The organism is Brevibacillus aydinogluensis (assembly GCF_961514395.1).
Taxonomy (GTDB): Bacteria; Bacillota; Bacilli; order Brevibacillales; family Brevibacillaceae; genus Brevibacillus; species Brevibacillus aydinogluensis.
In genome coordinates this window covers 997,696-1,013,886 of the sequence record NZ_OY569118.1, presented here as the reverse complement: position 1 = coordinate 1,013,886, position 16,191 = coordinate 997,696, and the positions used below count along the sequence as shown (strand labels likewise).

The window sequence follows — 16,191 nt, the reverse complement described above, 5'->3', positions numbered from 1 at the left end:
CTGCCCCGCCAGTGGGGACCGGCCGTCGAACGGCCCCCGCGAAAACAGACACTGTCGGGGCAATCGCGTCAGATGTCCCAAAAGGCCCGGGGGTTCTCCAGAAAGCGGCGGGTCAGTTGGTAGTGCTCCGTCTCTTCATAGCGGACCTCTGTCAGCGGTGATGTGTCGAAGCTGAGGATGCGGGCGCCCGGGAAGCCCATCAGGATTGGCGAGTGGGTGGCGATGAGAAACTGGGCTCCTTCCTCCACCAACTCCTGCATCAGGTACAAAAACGCGATCTGCCGCATCGGCGAGAGGGCTGCCTCCGGCTCGTCCAAAAGGTAGATGCCTTTGCCGCGAAAGCGGTGGGCAAACAGCGAGAAAAACGACTCCCCGTGCGACTGCTCATGCAGCGACCGCCCCCCATAGCTGCGATACCCGGTGGGATAGTCTTTCTCCACCTCGTCGATGTGGCTGGCAAACTGGTAAAAGCTCTCCGCGCGCAGAAAAAAGCCGTTGGTCACCTTTGGACGCCAGGAAAGGCGGACATAATCGCCCAGAGCCGCCTCTGCCCGGTCTACGTGGTAAAGGTTGTTACGGCTGCCGCCGGCGGTGTGAAAACCGCACTGGTAAGCCACCGCCTCCAAAAGCGTCGACTTGCCGGAGCCGTTTTCGCCGATAAAAAAGGTGACGCTGCTGGTCAAGGGGATTTCCTCCACACCCTGGTACGCAGGCAGGCTAAACGGGTACCCCCCTTTTGCGGGAAACAGCTCCCTGCGCAGGATAATGGCATGCAAATACATATATCTCTCCTCCACTCTCACGTTTCCCCGCTTCCTGGCCGATACTTCCAGTAAGGAGGGAGTGCGGTGAACAAGGCACAATTTCTCCAGGAAAAAAGCGCGTTTCACATGACCTATCCGGACAAGAGTGACCTCGCCTTTTACCGATGGTTCGTCGAACGGCATCCCGACCTTGCCATTGGCTGGTACCATCTCGGCCGCGAACGGGAGATGCGAAACGAAATAGACGAGGCGCTGGCCGCGTACCGCCAGGCGCTGCACGCCAAACACGGCCCTTACTCGGAAGAAGCGGCCGCGGTCTATCAGGACCTGCTGCGCAAACGCCGGCGGCGGTTGTGGGCCGGCAGAATCCGCCTGCTGCTCGCCTCCCTTTTGTTTTTCCACGCTCAATTTGCCTTTTCACCGGGGCTTTTGTCTGAGCCGGATAAGGCTGCTTCGACAGGCGCCGCATTTACTAATGGAAAGAACGCATCCGGCCAGGAGCGGCCGCACGTGGAAGTGATCGCCGTACCGGCCGGCACGGACGGCAAGCAGCTGCGCCATCACGTGTACGACTATGTGAGCGGGCGGCGTACAGCGCTCAAACAGCCGTACACGGTGCTGGTTGTCCCTGAAGTGACGGGAGCGCCGCTGTTTACGCCGCTGTTGTTTTACCGGCCGGGAGAACTGCACGGTCTGTTGCGGTATGACCCCGTCAGCCGCACCGTCTTGAGCCAGCAGTGGTTTGACCGTCCCTGCGCCTGCGATCAGCATCCGGCGGTGCGGACGGCCAAGCTCCAACTCGCAGAAGAACAGCGCACGCTGGAACACCTGCTGATCCTGCGCAGCGCCCTGTACCGCCACTACCAACGAAAAGGGAGCCTGCCCCAGAAGCTGAGCGATCTGGCTCGCTCCTATCCCGGCAACGCCCTGCCGGACATTCCTCCGACGCCCGCCTGGTACGGAGCCACGGACTGGGCATACCAGCCGGCTGCATTTCGCCGGGAAGCGGCCTGGGAAAGCATGCGCCACGTCGTCCCGCTGCGCGGCTATCCGGAGCCGTCGGTGCCGCTCGCGCCGCTGCAGATCCACGTCCACCTGGACTCGCACGCGATGACGCTGATCAGCGGACCGCACCTCGTCCGGCGCTATCCGATCGCCATCGGCAAAAACGGCTCGACGCCGGCAGGTTACTTTTCCGTACTGCAAAAAATCAGCAATCCCCGCGGTCCCGATGATATCTACGGAACGCGCGGCCTGATTTTTCAGCAGAACGGCTACGCCATCCACGGCACCAACCATCCCGCCAGCATCGGCCAGTCGGTCTCGCTTGGCTGCATCCGTCTGCACAACCGGGACGTCGAGGAACTGTATACGTTTGTCGCGCCAGGAACGGAAGTGATCATCTCCGCCCATGCCGCTCCCGTGCCCCGGTGGGCCAACCCGGCAGCGTTTGTCCTGCCGGCCGGCCGCGACGAGGAAACGCCCCGCGTCGTCTATCATTGGCTTCATTAACAGGATGGACGAACATGCTGCTGTCCCAATCCGGAATGGGGGCAGCGGCTCTCCTGCATCCGGTGGACAGAAACCGGCGAACCGTCGGCAAAAAAGCGCGCTCCCGCTGCGGGAACGCGCTTTGCTTATTCTTCCATATGGCTCAGGGATTCTTCTTCCTGTTCTTCTTCCGGATTCCACTGATCCAGCACTTTGCCCTGCAGGACTTTGCCTTTGATAAACTCCACCTGCTGGCTGCTGAATTCGTTCGTCCACGCGATCCCCAACTCTTCGGCCAGACGGACGACAGTCAGCAGTTCGGACCACGCCACGTAGCGTTTATACCAGAAGAACTGGGGCTGTTCGTTCATATACGGATACAAATCGTCAAAATCGGTGTGTTTACAGTCGAGAGCACGTTCAAAATTTACCTTGGCCCGCCGCAACTGCTCTACAAAAAACGCCTGCAAATCCACTTGTGCGAAGTCTGTCATAGACCGTCCCTCCTGTCTCCCGATTTATGTGTATTGTACCACGCGGGAGAGGAAGTGCAAATAGTCGAAAATATGCTAACTGTTCAGCAGATTTCCACTGTCAGCGGTTGCGGCCGTTTCCTGGCGAGTGCCTGCCGCCTCCCGCATCTTCGGGCGGCGGCGGCGGCAGCTCAATGCCGTTCGGGGGCAATTGCTGGCCGTTTGGTTGGACGATATCCGGCGGAATCACCGGCGTTTCGCCGCCAGAAGGCTGATCGTCTGCAGGCTGACCGGTTCCGTCCTGTCCCTCTGTTCCGGTGGACGGGTACTGGCCGTTTCCTCCCTCGACCGTGCCGTCGTCCTCATGCGTGCCGCTGTCGTCGTGGTGCTCCCCTTCCTGCAGCAGCTGCTCCAATTGCTTCGTGTTGATTTCAGCGATGTTGGACGGCTCCAGTTCCCTGCCATCCGCATCATGGGGAACGACGACATACTTGTACATGACCGGAGAGTCCAGCGTATCCACGTGCCTGTTATCCTTCACTCCAGCGGCGATCAACTGGCGATTGTCCGGATTGTCCGGAGATACGCGGTACACGTCGTACGTATAGTCGTCATCCCCGCCGGACCAGGTCAATATCACTTTCAGCGAGTTGCCTTCCAGGGTCAGGTCGGCGGAGAGGTGCACGGAAGCAGCCTCTTTTTTCTCCTCTTCGTACCGCTTCATGCCTGCCGGCGGTTCAAAATCCCGTACCGGTTCTCCTTTCAGGCCTTTTTTCAGGACAGTGGCGAACATTTTGGCCGTCAGACTGCTGCCCTCGCGCATCAGGTGCTGGGCATCTTCCTTGTCATAGCCCATCCAGACCGCGCCTACGTACTCCGGCGTGTACCCGACGAACCAGGCGTCCTTGTTGACGCTGCTGTTGCCGATGAGGGACTGCGTCGTCCCGGTTTTTCCGGCAACGTGGCGGCCGGAAATCCGCGCGTTGCGTCCCGTCCCTTCCTTGACCGCACGCTCCAACATGGTGTGTACCTTCCATGCCGTTTCCGGTTTGATCACCTGCTCCTGTTTCGGCTGGTAAACTTTCTGGATGCCGCCCCGTTCGTTCTCCATTCGCTCGATCACGTGCGCTTCAGACACCACCCCGCTGTTGGGGAAAGCCGTGTACGCCTGCGCCATTTTCAACGGCGACGTCCCTTTGTCCAGACCGCCCAGCGCGATCGCCAGGTTGCGGTCTTTTTCCGACAGGTTAATGCCGAATTTTTCCAGATACTTCAACGAGGTCCCGATGCCGATTTCGTTCAGCAGCCAGACCGCCGGCACGTTCAACGAATCGATCACAGCGCGGGTCATGCTGACGGAATCGCTGTACTTGTTGTTGTAGTTTCGCGGCTCGTAGCCGTTGAAATCCTGCCGCTTGTTGGAGAGCGACGAATTAGGGCCCCATTTGGAATCCGAATCGATTGCCGGCGCGTAAACGGCCAGCGGCTTGAACGACGAACCAGGCTGGCGCTGCATGTCGGTCGCCAGGTTGAAGCCTTTTGGCTTGTAATCGCGGCCGCCCATCATTGCGGCGATGCCGCCGGTTTTGGCGTCGATGACGATCATCGCTGACTCCACGGCCCGCTGCGGCCCCGGTTTCGGGAAGTTGGCCGGGTTGTCATACGCCTCCACCATGGCGTCCTGCATTTTCGGGTTGAACGTGGTGTAAATCTTCCAGCCGCCGCGGTACAGATCCTCTTCCGTAACGTCGTACTTCGCCTCGGCCTCACGGATCACGTAGTCGTAAAACGCCCGGTAGCCTTTTTTCAACCCGCCGCCTGCCTTCGTCTCATCGGTCTCTTCCGGCACCGGTTTGGCTTGGGCCGTCACCTTTTGCTCCTGGGTGATGAAGCCTTGCTCGCTCATCAGGCGCAGCACGGTGTCGCGGCGCAATTTCGCCTTGTCCGGATTGTTAAACGGCGAGTAGGTGGTCGGCGCTTTCGGAATGGCCGCCAGCATGGCCGACTCGTGCAGATCGAGCTGGGTTACATCTTTGTCAAAATAGCGCTGGGCGGCGTCACCCACGCCGTAGGCGCCTTCCCCGAAGTAAATCTGGTTCAGGTACATCTCCAGAATCTGATCCTTGGAATATCGGCGTTCCAAGGCCATAGCGATGCAGACTTCCTTCGTCTTGCGCCAAAACGTCTGTTCCAGGGAGAGGAATACTCGTCGTGCGAGCTGCTGCGTGATCGTACTGCCCCCTTCCGCGAGCGACCCCTTGCGGATGTCGTTGATGATCGCGCCGCCGATCCGGAACATGTCCACGCCTTTGTGCTCAAAGAAGCGACGGTCTTCTGTTGCGATAAAGGCGTTGATCAAATGATCCGGCATCTGGGTGAGCGGTACGTATTTGGTGTTCTTTTCACGCAGCAGTTTCGTGATTTCATTACCGTCTTTGTCATAAATCACCGTAGGCTCCGATTTCAGTGCCTCCAGTTTCTGTATCTGCGTTTCAATCATTTTTTCACCGGCGTACAGCAAGACAAAGTATCCGCCGATGACGCTGAAGATTAGAAAGACCGTAAAGGATACGGCAAACATCAGCAATTTCTTCTTTTTCTTCTTCCCTCGTTGCTTGGCCTTTGTTGCCATGAATGACCTCCTGGTTACTTTCTCTCTCCCACATCATATAGACGGAACCTTTTCAAAAAAGTTTCTGTCCGCCCCCCGTCTATGATTCCATATCTGCGCCCGTTTGTCACTGGAAAAAGCCTGTCTCCCAAGGAGAACAGGCTTTTTCACGCAATAAGAGTATTTACAAAAAGGGATCGTTACTTGAGCAGCTTTTCCGCTTCTGCCACCACGTTGTCCACGGTAAAACCGTACTCTGTCATGATCCGTTCGCCCGGAGCGGATGCGCCAAACTGGTTGATGCCCAGCACTTTGCCGCCGTCGCCGACATAGCGCTCCCAGCCCAGCGGAGAGGCCATTTCCACAGCCAGACGGGCTTTTACCGTCGGCGGGATCACGGCGTCGCGGTACTCCTGCGGCTGCCGTTCAAACAGCTCCCAGCTCGGCATGGAGACAACGCGCGCCTGAATGCCTTTGGCGGCCAGCACTTCGCGAGCCTGCATGCAGAGGGAGACTTCGGAACCGGTGGCGATCAGGACGAGCTGCGGGTTGCCGTCCGGCGCGTCGGCCAGTACGTAGGCCCCTTTGCCTACCCCTTCGGCCGCCTTCTCGATCGTTTCGTTGAGCACCGGCAGGTTTTGACGCGTCAGCACCAGGATGACTGGCTCATCCGTGCGGGAGATGGCGTACTTCCACGCTTCATTGGTCTCCACGGCGTCGGCCGGACGCAGCACTGTGAGACCCGGCATCGCCCGCAGCGAAGCGAGCTGTTCGATCGGCTCGTGCGTCGGTCCGTCTTCCCCGACGGCGATCGAGTCGTGCGTGAAGACGTAGACCACCGGCTGCTTCATCAGCGCGGACAGGCGGATGGCCGGACGCAGGTAATCGGAGAAGACGAAGAACGTGCCGCCGTATACCTTCAGTCCGCCGTGCAGCGCCATCCCGTTGAGGGCAGCTCCCATCGCAAACTCGCGCACACCAAACCAGATGTTGCGGCCGTCGTAGCTGCCCGGCAGGAAGTTCCCCGCCTCTTTGATCATGGTGTTGTTGGAGTGAGCCAGGTCAGCGGAACCGCCGAACAGGTACGGAACCGTTTTGGCCAACGCGTTGATCGCATTGCCGGATGCAGCGCGGGTGGCCAGCTTGGTTCCCGCTTCGTAGGTCGGCAGTTGGCTGTCCCAACCAGCCGGCAGTTGACCGTCCGCAGCCGTCTGGAACTGACGGGCCAGCTCCGGATACGCCTTGGCGTATTCGGCAAAGCGTTCGCGCCATGCCGCTTCCGCTTGTTCACCTGCTGCCGCCAGTTTGGCGTAGTAGTCGGCTACTTCCGCAGGAACGTGGAATTCTGCGTCATGCGGCCACTGGTAGTTTGCCTTGGTCAGCTTCACTTCTTCCTTGCCCAGCGGTGCGCCGTGGGACGCGTTGGAGCCGCCTTTGTTCGGGCTGCCGTAACCGATCACCGTCTTTACCTCGATCAGGGTCGGGCGATCCAGATCCTGCTTCGCTTCGGCGATGGCCGCCTCGATCGCCGCCAGATCGTTGCCGTCCTCGACGCGCAGGTACTGCCAGCCGTACGCCTGGTAGCGCTGCGCCACATTTTCCGAGAAGGAACGGGACAGCTCGCCGTCAAGCGAAATGTCGTTGGAATCGTAGAGCACGATCAGCTTGCCCAGCTTCAGGTGGCCGGCCAGCGAAGAGGCCTCGCTGGAGACGCCCTCCATCAAATCGCCGTCGCCGCAGATGACGTAGGTGTAGTGGTCGACGATGTCAAACCCGTCGCGGTTGTAGACAGCCGCCAAGTGCTTCTCCGCCATCGCCATCCCGACAGCCATGGCAATCCCCTGACCCAGCGGACCGGTCGTCGCGTCCACGCCGGGCGTGTGACCGTACTCCGGATGGCCTGGAGTCTTGCTGCCCCATTGGCGGAAGTTATGTATGTCTTCCAACGAAACATCGTATTTCATCAGGTGCAGCATGGCGTATAATAGCATTGAACCATGTCCCGCAGACAGCACGAAGCGGTCCCGGTTGATCCATTGCGGATTGCGCGGGTTTACCTTCATAAAACGGCTCCACAAGACATGCGCCATCGGTGCCGCTCCCATCGGCATCCCCGGGTGGCCGGAGTTGGCTTTTTCGATAGCGTCAATGGCCAGCGTGCGGATCGTGTTGATCGCCAGTTGATCGACAGACGTGTGCTGAGTCATCAAGCAAATCCTCCCTGCGTTTTTTTACGGGTAAACGACGAACCAATTATAGCACAGTTCGGCGGCACAATCATGTCCGACGTGGAAAAAGGAGGTGGTCCGGGTTGATGTCGACCCTGTATCTGATCATCGGCATCGTATTGGGACTGGCCGGTTTCGGCATGCTGTTTTACGCCATGTCAAACTCCCCGCTGAAACAAAAACGGGATCAGGCGCTGCGGAAAAAAAGCGCGGAGCAGCACCGGGGGGCAAAAGAAGTGCAGGGGGAGTGACTGCGCTCTTCCCAACAGCTCGGCCGGCACGCTGACTCAAAATAAATGAAAGCGGCTTCTTCAGCCGCTTCGTTGACAGATGGGAAAACTTGGCGGAATAATTAAAATGTTTGCAATCATGTCGTAAAACGTTGGAGGTTTGCATGAGCAGAAAATGGTTCACCATGCCCGCCGCCGTCCACCTGTTTCTCCGGCGGGGAAACGAGCTGCTTTTGCTGCGCCGCTTCAATACGGGCTACGAGGACGGCAACTACAGCGTCCCTGCCGGACATCTGGACGGCGGAGAGGAAGTGAAGGCAGCGGCCATTCGGGAAGCAAAAGAGGAATGCGGCATCGACATCGACCCGGCCGATCTGGACGTGGTCGGCGTGATGCACCGCAAATCGACGGACGAGCGGATCGACTTCTTTCTCACCGCCAGCACGTGGTCAGGCGAGATCGTCAACGCCGAGCCGGATAAATGCGACGAGCTGCGCTGGTGCGACATGGACGACCTGCCCGCCAACGTGATCCCGTACGTCCGTCAGGCGATTCACAACTACCGCGTGGGCAAGTGGTTTGACAGCTTCGGATGGGACGAGCAAGGCTAGACGCCGCTCCTCACCGGGCCTTGACCGTTATGAGCCAGGGACCGGCAGCCAGATGTGAAACGACAGAACGCCGTCGCGGTAGTCTGCCTTGATGCTGCCGCCGTGCAGTTCGACGATGCTCTTGACGATGGCCAGCCCCAGCCCGGAACCGCCTGTTTTGCGCGAGCGGGACTGCTCCACCCGGTAAAAGCGTTCAAACAGTCGGTTCAGCGCCTCCGGGGCCATCTCATCTGCCCTGTTGGCCACCGACAAGCGGATGCCGTCTGCCTCTCGGGCGAGCGTTACGCCGATGCTGCCCGGTTTTTTGCCGTACTTGATCGCGTTGCTGAACAGGTTTTCCAGCACGCGCACGAACTTTTCCGGGTCCACGCTGACGTACAGCCGTTCGTCGGGCAGCGCTTTGCAAAAGCTGAGCTGCTGTTCCTCCGCCAGCGGCACGTACTCCTCCACCAACTGCTCCACCAGTTCGTTCATGCAGATGGTCTGCCGATAGAGCTGGACCCCTTGGCCGCTGAGCGTGGTGTATTCGAACAAATCCTCCACCAGCCGCTTCAGATGTTCCGCCTTCTCATAGGCGATCCGCGTGTACTCCTGCTGCTCCAGCCCTCCTGCAGGGTGGTCTTTCAGCAGGCGCAGGTAACCGAGCACCGAGGTGAGCGGCGTGCGCAAATCATGCGAGACATTGGTGATCAGTTCGTTTTTGGTCTTCTCCGCCTGCCGTTCCCGTTCGATGTTTTCCTGCAGATCCTGCGCCATCCGGTTGATGTTGCGGGCAAGCGAGCCCAGTTCGTCTTCGCCCCGCACCTCGACGCGGTGATCCAGCTTGCCCTGCGAGATGACGAGCAGGCTGTCGGCCAATTCCTCGATATAGCCTGTTTTCCGCCTGGTAAACCGATAAAACAGATAAATGAGGACAACTAAAAACACAGGCACAGAAATCATGTTGACCCCTGTGCTCTCATAGCGGATGTTCGCCTCCGGCATCCCGCGGGCGATCAGGTAGCCTTTTTGTCCGGCCAACTCCACCGGGTAAAAGGCGACAAACTCTTGGGGGTGGAACACGTTGAGATCAAGGCGCAGCTCCATCGCCCTGCTGATGACGCTGTACAAATCGACCTGGCTCTCTGTGGCCTTGGCGGACTTGAGCAGCACCTTGCCATCCAGGTTGACCAACAGCATCCGCAGCCCGACATCCTGCTCGAAGTTGTCCAGCATCGGCTGCAGGGCCGATATGTCCGTTTCGCTCTGATCCCGGATGATCGTGGCCAGATGCCTTGTCTCCCAGTCCATCCGCTGCATGCTTAGGGTGTAGTCGACGTACGGCCGCTTATACAGCGTCTCGGTCATCCCGTGGGCGAGAGTCGCCGCCAGGAGGGCAGCCAGCAGGCAAAAAACAAAGGTGGTGATCAACTGCAGGCGCAGGCTCCGCCGAAAGTGTTCCACGGCGCGCCGAACGGCTTTCATCGTCCAGCGGTACAGGCGGCGAGTCACGTTAAACGGCGACAGCCCTCTAAACAACGCTCTCAATTTTATACCCCACTCCCCACACGGTTTTGATGTATCGCGGCTTACGTGTATCTTCCTCAATCTTTTCGCGAATTTTCCGGATGTGAACCATCACCGTGTTGTCCGACTGGCAAAACGGCTCCTTCCACACCCGCTCGTAGATCTGTTCCGTGCTGAATACGACGCCCCGATTGCGGGCCAAGAGCTCCAGAATGGCAAATTCGGTCGGCGTCAGCTTCACGTCCCGGCCGTTCACTTTCACCTCGCGCGTCGCCGTGTTGATCGTCAAATCGCCGATCTCGATTTCGTCTTCCCGGGCCGTGTATCCCTGATTGAGCCGCAGGTATCGCCGCAGCTGCGACTTGACGCGGGCCACCAGTTCCAACGGGTTGAACGGCTTGGTCATGTAGTCGTCCGCTCCGGTGCTAAGGCCGTAGATCTTGTCCATGTCCTGCGATTTGGCGGACAGCATGATGATCGGCATGTGCTGTTCTTCGCGGATTTTCAGACAGGCTTGAATGCCGTCCAGCCGCGGCATCATGATGTCCAGGACGAGCAGGTGCACCTCGTTTTGCTTGAGGACCTCCAGCGCTTCCATACCGTCAGCCGCCTTCAGCACGCGATACCCCTCGTTTTGCAGGTAAATGGCGATCAGGTTGCGGATCTCCTCGTCGTCATCCACGACCAGCACAGTGATTTCCTCCACTCTCATTTCCCCCCGTGGTTGATTCTGTTTCGACGGACACGGCCCAGCACTTCTGCCTGATCAGCCAGTACGCCGCCCCGATGCACAACAGCGCGGCCAAGGTAATCCGGCCGTACATTTGCACGCCTTGGGCGATCACGTCCAGATGGCGGCCAAACAGGCGGCCGGCCCAAAAATAGTTGATGGTCCAGACGAATCCGGTGGGCAGGGCGTAGATCGCGTAGCGGCGCAGCGGCATGCGCTGGATGCCCACCAGATACGGCACCAGATGGCGCACGACCGGAAAGAAGTAGCTGAGGCAGAGCGCCCAACTGCCGTACTGCTCTATCAGCTGCTCCGCTTTGGTCAGATAGCGCTTGCCTTTGCCCTTGCGGACGACCCACTGCAGAATCGGTGCACCTACGTTATACCCCAGCACGTACCCGAGTGACAATCCGGAAACGACACCCAGATAGACGGCTGCAAACGCCGGCAGCGGGTCCAGCCACCCTTGGGCAGTAAGGGCCCCAGCCGACATGACGATCATCTCGTCGGGAATCGGCATGCCGACAATGCCCAGCCACAAGGAGAAAAACAGCGCGAAATACCCGTATTGTTCCACCATCTGTGTCAGGAAGTCAGCCGGCATCGTGATTCCCCCGCTTCCGGCAGACGTAGACAAACGCAAACGGAAGATTGAGCGGCACAAAGCGGATCTCCACGCGGCCAAACCGCGCCGCCAGCTGCTTTCTCATCTGCAGCGAGTATTGGAAACAGACGAACACGCCCCCGGGCCTCAGCGCCGCTTCCACCTGGTCCATGATGGCGTCCCGCAGTTCCTGCGGAAAATTGGCAAACGGCAGCCCGCACACCACCGCGTCCAGCCGTTCGATGCCGCATCTTTCCATGATCCCGGTCAGCTCCCGCGCATCCCCGCCGACATGCAGGTCCGGATAACGCGCGGCCAACTGCCGGCGCATCCCGTCATCCTTCTCCAGAATCAGCGCCGTACAGCCGGGTGGTTTCAGCTCACGGATCATCCGGGTAAACACGCCCGTGCCCGCCCCCAACTCCGCCACGGCTGTCGCTGTCGTCCAGTCAATCGGCGCCAGCATCCGCCGGGCAAGCTGGCGGGAACTTGGCATGATGCTGCCGACCGTTCGGGGCGAGCGCAAAAACTTGCCGGCAAACAGCAGCCCGTCCGCAATCGGCCCCCGTCCCGGCGTCGGCATGCCTATCCGTTCAGACGTGCCTTTCATCATTCCTGTCACTCCCTCTCTTTGTTGTCCCTATCCTATCGCTGAAACCTTAGCAAAAAGAGAGAGAAATGCTTAAGAATTTCTGAAGATTGCCGGCGGTGGCCTGAAGCGGATCTTGCTGCATACTTCTCCAGTCATAAGAAAAAACAGTCTTTCTAGACTGTTTTCCTCTTGCGCAGGGCAGCCAGCGCCTGCACCATCTCCTCCTTGTCGATGATGCCGAGCTGATACAGTTCACGGATTTCGTCTTCGATCAACAGGAGGTCCCCCTCCGGGTCGCCGGTGTAGATGAACAGACCATATCGCTGCAAAAAGGCATTCAGGTCGAAGTCGTCCGGCCGTTCCTTCAACGCTCTCCCTCCAGATCGGCCGCCATGCGGGTCAGCACGGCATCGTAGTCAAACTCGACGGCAAACCCGGTGATAACGATAATGTTGGCGTGCGGGTACGCTTCCTGCCAGGCGGCCTGCTCCTCCGGTTTCAGCCCGACGATGTACAGCGGATCGCGGGACAATTGCTCGTCTTTCGCCAGCAGCCGTAAAAACTGATGGCACTTTTCCTGTTCGACAGCGGCGTTGAGGACGATGACGCATCGCTCCACTTCGCCTGTTCGGCGCATCTCCTGCATCATCTGAAACGTCTTGGCTGAAGGCACCAGCGCGTTCAGCTCGGGAAAGCGGTCAAGCAGTTCGTCAAGCCAGTCGTCTTCTTCCCATGCCAGGTAGTAGATCAGTCCAGTAGACATCATAGACAACCCCTTATGTGCAGATAGATCGCAGTTCAATTTAATGTGTAACTTCCTGTTAGTATATCACGTCGGCGGAGCATCGTCGTCCCCGGCGAATCGCTTGACTTCGACAAAACCATCCCGTAAGGTGGATACAGCATGACAAACTGTTTGGAAAGAGGTATGGTTCACGTGAAAAAGAAGTACCTTTCCCTGCTGTTTTTGGTCGCCTTCCTCACCATGCTGGGTTTTGGCATCATCATACCGATCCTTCCGTATTTCGCCGAAGACGTCGGCGCCTCTTCACTGCAGATCGGCATTCTGTTTGCCAGCTACAACATCATGCAGCTGTTGTTCGCTCCCATCTGGGGCATGCTGTCCGACCGGATCGGGCGAAAACCGTTGATCGCCTTTGGCTTGTTCGGATTTTCCGTCACCTTCATCCTGTTCGGCCTGGCTGAAAGCTATGCCGAGATGCTGGCCTACCGGATCATCGGCGGGATCGTCTCAGCTGCCGCAATGCCGACGGTCACGGCGATGGTGGCCGACCTGTTTCCGCCTGATGAACGGGCGAAAGGTATGGGCGTGATCGGGGCCGGAGTCGGCCTCAGCTTCGTGTTTGGTCCCGTTCTCGGCGGCCTGTTGAGCGGATGGGGCTTTGGCGTTCCGTTTTTCGTCTCCGGCGGCGTGGCGCTGTTGACGTTTCTGATCATTCTGTTTGCGCTGCCGGAAAGCCTGCCGCGGGAGAAGCGGACGGGCAGTTCCCGGGTCAAGCGGGGGAATCCGCTGACTGCACTGTTTGGACCGCTCTCGCTTTTGTACGGCATCATGTTCATCGTCTCGTTTGCCTTTGCCGGTCTGGAGACGACCTTTGCCCTCTACATAAACGATTTGTACGGGTACTCATCGAAAGACCTCGGCTACATGTTTCTCGTCATGGGGATCATCTCCGCCTTCGTGCAAGGTGGACTGATCGGCAAAATGGTGAAATCGCTGGGCGAGCCGCTCGTCCTGGCCATCGGCCTGATCCTCTACGGCATCGGTTTCTTTGCCATTCCGCTGGCCGCCAATTTCTGGGCGCTGACACTCACGCTCTCCCTGTTCGGAGCGGGGCAGGGCATGATTCGCGCTACCGGTACGGCAATGATCACGCAGCGGACCACCCAGGGCCAGGGTGTCACCAGTGGAACGATCAGCTCCATCGACAGCCTGGGACGCATCCTCGGTCCGCTGGCCGGCGGTGCCGTCTACGAATGGTACCAAAGCGGTCCGTTTCTCCTCGGCGGCATCTTGATGGTCGTCATGCTGATCTTGTTCCGCGCCCGCTACCACCGGCTGCCGGAGCCCAGCGCCCAAGCGTAGGATGACTACCATCCTTTTGTAATCGAATACCCTGTGAAAACGGGGAAGGCCTGGTCAAGTCCGTGCCTTCCCCGCTGTTGTTTTTACAATGAGCAGCGTTTGCCTGCTCTCCCGTCTAGCCCTCCTGCCGCTCCATCCACTCGCGGTACAGAGCGTCGATCTCCTCCGTCAAGTGCTCCAGTTCCTGCTGGTAGTCGATCAGTTTCCGGTAGTCCGTCTCGCCGCCGGACAGCAGGGCCGTCACCTCATCCCGCCGGGCTTCCCGCTCGGCAATCGCCCGTTCCAATTCCGCCAGCTTGTACAGGTTGGGCCGCTTGCGGGAACTGGCCGGTTTCATCGTGTGCGGCATTGTTTCAGAATGCGGGCTCTGTTCACGCTGCAGCGGCTCCACCGCTTTCCGCTTGTTCTCCGCTGTCCGGCTGGCTGCCCCGCTGAGCCGCTGTCTTCGTTTTTCCCGCGCTTCTTCAAAGGTGCCCTCGTAGTGGACCAGCCGGCCGTTTTCCACCCAGTAAACGCCGTCCACCATCTTTTGCAAAAAGTACCGGTCGTGGGAGACGATGAGCAGTGATCCCTGAAAGTCGGCCAGCGCCTCCTCCAGCGTTTCGCGCGCCTCGATGTCCAGGTGGTTGGTCGGCTCGTCCAGCACCAGCAGGTTGATGTCCTGGTGCATCAACTGCGCCAGCCGCAGGCGCATCCGCTCCCCGCCGCTTAACTGGCTGATCTTTTTGAACACCTGTTCGCCGTAAAACATAAACGCCGCCAGCCGGTGACGCGCTTCCGCCTCGGAGACGGCCGCCGTCTCGCGAAACACGTCGATCACCCGCCGCTCCTGGTCCCCCTCCAGCGCCCGCTGGGAGAGATAGCCGAGCTTTACACTGCTTCCGATCCGTACCGTACCCGCGTCGGGCGGAAGCTCGCCCACCATCATCCTGATCCACGTCGACTTGCCGCAGCCGTTGGGCCCGAGGATCGCTTTTCGTTCGCCGTACCGCAGCAGAAGAGAGGCGCCGTCAAACAGCTGCTTTCCCCCGAACGACTTGCTCACACCCTCCGCGACCAACACCTCTTCGCCGCTCCGCTCCGCCTTGTGAAACTCCAGGCCCATCCGCTTCGCTTCCAGACGGGGCCGTTCGATCCGCTCCAGCCGGTTCAGCGCCTTTTCCATGCTTTTCGCCCTGCGGTGAAACGCCTCGTTGGGCGGATTGGAGCGGTTGCCCCACTCCTTCAGCCGTTTGATCGCTTCCTGCATCTTTTTGATCTTTTTCTGCTGCTCCTGGTACTCGGCAAACTGGTGCAGCAGCCGCTCCTCCCGCTCTTTGACGAAGGCGCTGTAGTTGCCGGTGTAGTGTTCCACCACGCCTCCGTCGAGGTGGTAGATGGAACTGACCACAGCGTCCAGAAAGCTGCGGTCGTGCGAGATAATCAGCACCGTTCCCGGATAGTCGCGCAAAAATCCCTCCAGCCACTCCATCGCCTCCAGGTCGAGATGGTTGGTCGGCTCATCCAGGAGCAGTACGTCGCTCTGTTGGCAGAGCAGTTTGGCCATCCCGGTCTTGGTCTGTTCCCCTCCGCTCAACCGCGAAAAAGGCGTGGACAAAAATGCCTCGGAGAGACCCAGGCCGTCCGTCACCTGTGCCATTCGGGCTTCCCACTGATAGCCGTCCAGCCGCTCAAACTCGGACTGCAGCGTCTGGTAGCGCCCGATCAGCCGCTCCAACTCACGATCCGCTTCACTGACGCGGCTCATCTCCTGCTCCAGAAAACGCATCTCTTCCTGTATCGCCAGGACGTCGCCAAAGGCGCTGGCGATCACGTCCCGCGCCGTCCATTCCGGCGGATACTGCGGCGACTGCGGCAGGTAGGCCCAGCGGATGCCCTTCGCCCGAAATACCTCTCCCGCGTCGGGCTGCTCCAGGCCGGCCAACAGCTTGAACAGCGTGGTTTTGCCGGCGCCGTTCGGTCCGACGATGCCGATCCGCTCCCCCGCCTTGATTTCCAGCGTGACATCCCGCAGAACGGGGTCGATTCCGAACGACTTTTGCACGTGTTGGGTTGCGATGATGATCATGAAAATACGCCTCCTTGGGTTGTGCCACCGCCCTGCCCGACAAACAGGTCCGGCCAAGCGGGCCCGCTCCCGCTCAGGAAACGTGAATATCGCCTCCTCCTCCGGGCCACACAGGCGCCGTCGGCCGTTTTTGGACGCAAAAAAGCCGCAGGCCTACACCTGCGGCATCGTTGCAC

At 59.4% G+C, this 16,191-nt stretch carries 15 protein-coding genes; 4 read left to right on the top strand and 11 right to left on the bottom strand.

The features are described 5' to 3' along the window. Window positions 1-68: 68 nt before the first annotated feature. Window positions 69-782 (bottom strand): AAA family ATPase, encoded by a 714-nt coding sequence (locus tag Q7F15_RS04830; protein ID WP_212133537.1) that lies wholly within the window; start codon window positions 780-782, stop codon window positions 69-71. A 66-nt stretch (window positions 783-848) separates the two neighbouring features. Here Q7F15_RS04830 and Q7F15_RS04825 point away from each other — a divergent pair, with 66 nt between their 5' ends. Next, window positions 849-2,276 (top strand): L,D-transpeptidase family protein, encoded by a 1,428-nt coding sequence (locus Q7F15_RS04825; RefSeq protein WP_304415184.1) that lies wholly within the window; start codon window positions 849-851, stop codon window positions 2,274-2,276. A gap of 125 nt (window positions 2,277-2,401) precedes the next feature. Here Q7F15_RS04825 and Q7F15_RS04820 read toward each other — a convergent pair whose 3' ends face one another. The 3 genes from Q7F15_RS04820 to tkt all read right to left on the bottom strand — a co-directional run bounded on the left by Q7F15_RS04820 (window position 2,402) and on the right by tkt (window position 7,546). Further along, window positions 2,402-2,749 carry a hypothetical protein gene (locus Q7F15_RS04820; RefSeq protein WP_171567613.1) on the bottom strand — a complete coding sequence of 116 codons (348 nt, stop codon included), beginning with the start codon at window positions 2,747-2,749 and terminating at the stop codon, window positions 2,402-2,404. A gap of 100 nt (window positions 2,750-2,849) precedes the next feature. Beyond that, a complete protein-coding gene (locus Q7F15_RS04815) occupies window positions 2,850-5,360 on the bottom strand; it encodes a transglycosylase domain-containing protein (protein ID WP_212133541.1) in 2,511 nt (836 codons plus the stop codon). A 179-nt stretch (window positions 5,361-5,539) separates the two neighbouring features. Beyond that, complete coding sequence (gene tkt / locus Q7F15_RS04810) at window positions 5,540-7,546, bottom strand: transketolase (protein ID WP_171567611.1); 2,007 nt, start codon at window positions 7,544-7,546, stop codon at window positions 5,540-5,542. A 104-nt stretch (window positions 7,547-7,650) separates the two neighbouring features. Here tkt and Q7F15_RS04805 point away from each other — a divergent pair, with 104 nt between their 5' ends. Beyond that, entirely contained in the window at window positions 7,651-7,818 is a 168-nt protein-coding gene (locus Q7F15_RS04805) for a hypothetical protein (protein ID WP_171567610.1), read from the top strand. 143 nt (window positions 7,819-7,961) lie between these two features. After that, entirely contained in the window at window positions 7,962-8,408 is a 447-nt protein-coding gene (locus Q7F15_RS04800) for an NUDIX hydrolase (protein ID WP_304415183.1), read from the top strand. A 27-nt stretch (window positions 8,409-8,435) separates the two neighbouring features. Here Q7F15_RS04800 and Q7F15_RS04795 read toward each other — a convergent pair whose 3' ends face one another. The 6 genes from Q7F15_RS04795 to Q7F15_RS04770 all read right to left on the bottom strand — a co-directional run bounded on the left by Q7F15_RS04795 (window position 8,436) and on the right by Q7F15_RS04770 (window position 12,603). Continuing rightward, a complete protein-coding gene (locus Q7F15_RS04795) occupies window positions 8,436-9,935 on the bottom strand; it encodes a sensor histidine kinase (protein ID WP_171566039.1) in 1,500 nt (499 codons plus the stop codon). After that, a complete protein-coding gene (locus Q7F15_RS04790) occupies window positions 9,919-10,626 on the bottom strand; it encodes a response regulator transcription factor (protein ID WP_216369423.1) in 708 nt (235 codons plus the stop codon). Before Q7F15_RS04790 ends, Q7F15_RS04795 begins: the two co-directional genes overlap by 17 nt. Next, complete coding sequence (locus Q7F15_RS04785) at window positions 10,589-11,248, bottom strand: DedA family protein (RefSeq protein WP_171566037.1); 660 nt, start codon at window positions 11,246-11,248, stop codon at window positions 10,589-10,591. Before Q7F15_RS04785 ends, Q7F15_RS04790 begins: the two co-directional genes overlap by 38 nt. Next, entirely contained in the window at window positions 11,238-11,861 is a 624-nt protein-coding gene (locus Q7F15_RS04780; protein WP_368509251.1) for a class I SAM-dependent methyltransferase, read from the bottom strand. Before Q7F15_RS04780 ends, Q7F15_RS04785 begins: the two co-directional genes overlap by 11 nt. 152 nt (window positions 11,862-12,013) lie before the next feature. Next, complete coding sequence (locus tag Q7F15_RS04775) at window positions 12,014-12,208, bottom strand: YqgQ family protein (protein ID WP_171566035.1); 195 nt, start codon at window positions 12,206-12,208, stop codon at window positions 12,014-12,016. Then, window positions 12,205-12,603, bottom strand: a complete 399-nt coding sequence (locus Q7F15_RS04770) for a hypothetical protein (RefSeq protein ID WP_171566034.1) — start codon at window positions 12,601-12,603, stop codon at window positions 12,205-12,207. Before Q7F15_RS04770 ends, Q7F15_RS04775 begins: the two co-directional genes overlap by 4 nt. Before the next feature lie 174 nt (window positions 12,604-12,777). Here Q7F15_RS04770 and Q7F15_RS04765 point away from each other — a divergent pair, with 174 nt between their 5' ends. After that, window positions 12,778-13,947, top strand: a complete 1,170-nt coding sequence (locus Q7F15_RS04765; protein WP_171566033.1) for an MFS transporter — start codon at window positions 12,778-12,780, stop codon at window positions 13,945-13,947. A gap of 115 nt (window positions 13,948-14,062) precedes the next feature. Here Q7F15_RS04765 and abc-f read toward each other — a convergent pair whose 3' ends face one another. Continuing rightward, window positions 14,063-16,015, bottom strand: coding sequence for a ribosomal protection-like ABC-F family protein (abc-f, locus tag Q7F15_RS04760; protein ID WP_304415182.1), 1,953 nt, complete (start codon window positions 16,013-16,015; stop codon window positions 14,063-14,065). Window positions 16,016-16,191: the final 176 nt, after the last annotated feature.